At 40.1% G+C, this 3,742-nt stretch carries 4 protein-coding genes; all 4 read right to left on the bottom strand.

Features of this window, described 5'->3' with window-relative positions; genetic code table 11:
- Positions 1-258: 258 nt before the first annotated feature.
- The 4 genes from K1J10_RS10200 to rpmB all read right to left on the bottom strand — a co-directional run bounded on the left by K1J10_RS10200 (position 259) and on the right by rpmB (position 3,536).
- Positions 259-828, bottom strand: coding sequence for an SP0191 family lipoprotein (locus tag K1J10_RS10200; RefSeq protein ID WP_223357268.1), 570 nt, complete (start codon positions 826-828; stop codon positions 259-261).
- 162 nt (positions 829-990) lie between these two features.
- A complete protein-coding gene (locus tag K1J10_RS10205; RefSeq protein WP_048691480.1) occupies positions 991-2,655 on the bottom strand; it encodes a DAK2 domain-containing protein in 1,665 nt (554 codons plus the stop codon).
- A 2-nt stretch (positions 2,656-2,657) separates the two neighbouring features.
- Complete coding sequence (locus K1J10_RS10210; RefSeq protein WP_006594986.1) at positions 2,658-3,023, bottom strand: Asp23/Gls24 family envelope stress response protein; 366 nt, start codon at positions 3,021-3,023, stop codon at positions 2,658-2,660.
- A gap of 324 nt (positions 3,024-3,347) precedes the next feature.
- The gene (gene rpmB, locus K1J10_RS10215) at positions 3,348-3,536 is read right to left on the bottom strand and encodes a 50S ribosomal protein L28 (RefSeq protein ID WP_001140948.1); all 189 of its coding nucleotides are present in this window, start codon (positions 3,534-3,536) and stop codon (positions 3,348-3,350) included.
- Positions 3,537-3,742: the final 206 nt, after the last annotated feature.

The following is a 3,742-nucleotide window of genomic DNA, read 5'->3' on the forward strand; positions in this document are numbered from 1 at the left end:
ACACACTTGAAAGCTTATTTGATTAACACTCCGCAACTTTACTTGAGTGTTTACACAAAATTATTGACAGAATCATAGACGACCATCCCAACCACTGTTAACGTAAACACTTTATAGAACCATTGTTTCATTTTTCCTTACCTCTTACTTTCTGACTATATTATAGCGAAAGGAATAACTGCCCACTAGATGATTTTGTCACTGGCTCACATGACAAATGTCATGGAAAATAAAAAAAGGCCGGACAAGAGTCCGAGCCTATGGTGCTGGGGTTTCTTCTTTGAAACCATGGAGTTTTAATCCTGTGAAAACAGTAGACGCCTTGATGTCTTTCAGGTCATCGATACCAAGATCTTTAAAGTAAGATAGATCTTTAACCTTATCCCAATCAATGGTTTCCATATCAACAGAAACCGTTGAGGCTAATTTTTTCTCTGGAGTGACCTTATATTCGATACTGAAGCCAGCTGTGTCTTTCAGAGCCATGTATTCTGAATCTGACTGCAAGCCTTCATTGATAATTTTTGTCATCTCTTCAGGACTTAGATTAGCTGAATTAGTGGCAATTTTTTCTGGTAGGGCCGATAAAACATCTAACTTTAATTTCTGAACCTTATCACCTTTTGTCGTGATGGTGTAGCGATGTTGATTGCCATTGATTTCTGCAGTGAGAACCTTGGTTTCTTCCTTTGCCTCACTGGTAACAGTTTCACTTTTTTCTATCGAAGTAGTGGTTGAGCTTTTTGATGTTTCTGTGGACTGGGACTTAGTAGCACAACCCGTCATCACAAAAAGCAAAGCTCCTAAAAAGCAGATTACCTTTTTCATTTGCTTTTTTCTCCTATTTCTATTTTTCTAAAGTATAACATATCAAATAAAAATTGTCTAAAAACACCTATCTAATCGCTTTCATAAAGCTTTTTTTATCAAAAAAAGGGCCAAAAAATCATTTTTTTGGCTCTTTTTCCTGCTATTTTTGAAATTTTTTGATTATTCAACGCTAAACAAATATGGGTAAACTGGTTGATTTCCTTGATGAATTTCGACTTCGACGTCCTCATATTTAGCCATCAAGTTTTGAGCCAAGTCATTGGCTACTTCTTCTTTACCATCCTCACCGATATAAATAGTGACAATTTCACTATCTTCGTCCAACATCTTGTCAAAGGTTGCTGTCAAGGTTTCCATCATATCTGGATTGGAAACGACGATCTTACCATCGACCATTCCAAGATTGTCGTTTTCATGGATTTCAAGACCATCAATAGTGGTATCACGAACAGCTGTCGTCACACTACCAGACACAACATCTTCCAATGAAGCGCTCATGCGTTCGTAATTTTCTTCGATCGACTTGCTCTCATCAAAAGCAAGAAGACTGGTCAATCCTTGAGGGATGGTCTTCGTCTCAACAACTGCTGCTGGTTGCTCAATGACTTCTGCTGCAGATTGAGCCGCCATCAAGATATTCTTGTTGTTTGGCAAGATAATGATGTTGCGCGCATTCAACTCTTCAACAGCTTTGACAAAGTCTTCTGTTGAAGGGTTCATGGTTTGACCACCAGAGATGATGTAATCAACTCCTTGCGCTTTGAAGATATCTGCTAATCCGTCACCCGCAACGACTGCAATGATGGCATATTCTTTTGCTTCAGCTGGTTTCGCTTGGCGCTCTTCTTTTTCAACTTGTGCTTCGTGCTGGTTGCGCATGTTGTCGACTTTCACCTTAACCAAGCTTCCGTACTTAAGACCTTCTTGCATGACAAGACCTGGATCTTCTGTATGGACGTGAACTTTGACGATTTCATCATCGTTGACGACTAATAGAGAATCCCCAAGATTGTTCAAATAGTTACGGAATTCGTCGTAGTCAAAGTCTTTGACATAGGTTGGACCCTGTTTCAAAGCGACCATGATCTCTGTACAGTAACCAAAGGTGATATCTTCGGTTGCCACATGACCTGCTACGGACTTGTGGTGCTCTGCGTTAATCATTTCTGACATAGTTGCTGGAGTCGCCACAAATTCTTCAGAAGCGATGAATTCTCCTGTCAAAGCTGATAAGAACCCTTCATAGATGAAGACCAAACCTTGACCACCAGAGTCCACCACACCGACTTCCTTCAATACAGGAAGCATATCTGGTGTTTTGGCAAGAGCCGTTTTAGCTCCTTCAAGGGCTGCACGCATGACTTCAACCGCATCATTGGTTGATTCTGCTTTTTTCTTAGCACCGATAGCAGCACCGCGAGAAACCGTTAAGATAGTTCCTTCTACAGGTTTCATAACCGCTTTATAGGCTACTTCAACCCCTGCTTGGAAGGCTGCCGCAAGAGCTGCCCCATCCAATTCATCCTTGTCTTTGACGCTTTGAGAAAATCCGCGGAACAATTGTGACGTAATCACTCCTGAGTTTCCACGCGCTCCCATCAAAAGCCCCTTCGCAAAGATATTGGCTGCTTCACCAACAGTTGAAGCAGAGCGATCGGCTACTTCTTTTGCACCATTTTCAATGGTCATCCCCATGTTGGTTCCAGTATCACCATCTGGTACAGGAAAAACGTTCAATGAATTGACATACTCGGCTTGTTTATTTAAGCGAGTAGCCCCTGCTTGGACCATTTCTTGAAATAAACTAGTTGTAATTTTAGACACGATTATTCTCCCACAATTTTAATGTTTTGGATATAGACGTTGACTGTATCCGTTGTGATTCCAAGTTGATTTTCTAAACTGAATTTGACACGCTCTTGAATATTTTTTGAGACTTCGCTAATCTTTGTACCATAGCTCAAAACAGTGTAAACATCAACCGCAATACTTCCTGCTTCCGCTGTTTTCACAACGACACCCTTAGAGTAGTTTTCCTTACCTAAGAGAGCTTGGAAATTATCTTTAATCGCGTTTTTGCTGGCCATTCCAACCACTCCAAAAATTTCAGTGGCTGCACCGCCTACAACAGTTGCGATGACATCATCGGTCAATTCAATCTGACCATCTTTTGTATTGATTTTTACTGTCATAATTTCTACCTCAAAAGTATTTTATATTCTATTTTACCATAAAAGAGGGCGCGTGTAAAAGGGATACACCTTTCTCCTATCGGTTGATACAAATGTCCAAAAAGAGAAAAAATGAAGAAAAAGAAAAGGGAGTGGGAAAGAACTTCGTAAAATAAAAAAAGTTGAAAAGGTTCCCCAAACCTTTTCAATTTTCCCACCCCCGCGCAGTTGATTAGGAAGTACGAATGTTTCAAACATGAGTAGTTCCAATCAACCACTGCGTCATACTACTATTCCTATCAAAAAGCGAAGGCTGGACACTTTATGCCCAGCCTTCTTTCTTTATTAAACGCGTTCTACTTTACCAGATTTCAATGCACGAGCTGAAGCCCAAACTTTTTTAGGTTTACCATCGATAAGGACAGTTACTTTTTGAAGGTTTGGTTTTACGGCACGTTTGGTTTGGTTCATCGCGTGTGAACGGTTGTTTCCTGATACAGTCTTACGACCAGTAAAATAACATACTTTAGCCATTCTGTTTTGCCTCCTATTAGATCTAATATTACGGATGTGCTAGCACCACATACCGTACTATATTACCAAAAAAACTTTCTCTTGGCAAGACCTTTGAATAAGTTTTTCTTAGATCGGCTTATGAAAAGTTATTCGCCCTGTTGTAAAATGAAGTGCAACACAAAAGACACGTTCATCTGATATACTAGAATTGCGAAAAACAGCAT

Origin of the sequence: Streptococcus australis (assembly GCF_019930045.1) — a bacterium.
GTDB lineage: Bacteria > Bacillota > Bacilli > Lactobacillales > Streptococcaceae > Streptococcus > Streptococcus australis_D.

Coding starts and splice junctions, on each gene's coding strand:
- K1J10_RS10200 (WP_223357268.1), bottom strand. CDS start 828: ATGAAAAAGGTAATCTGCTTTTTAGGAGCTTTGCTTTTTGTGATGACG.
- K1J10_RS10210 (WP_006594986.1), bottom strand. CDS start 3,023: ATGACAGTAAAAATCAATACAAAAGATGGTCAGATTGAATTGACCGAT.
- rpmB (WP_001140948.1), bottom strand. CDS start 3,536: ATGGCTAAAGTATGTTATTTTACTGGTCGTAAGACTGTATCAGGAAAC.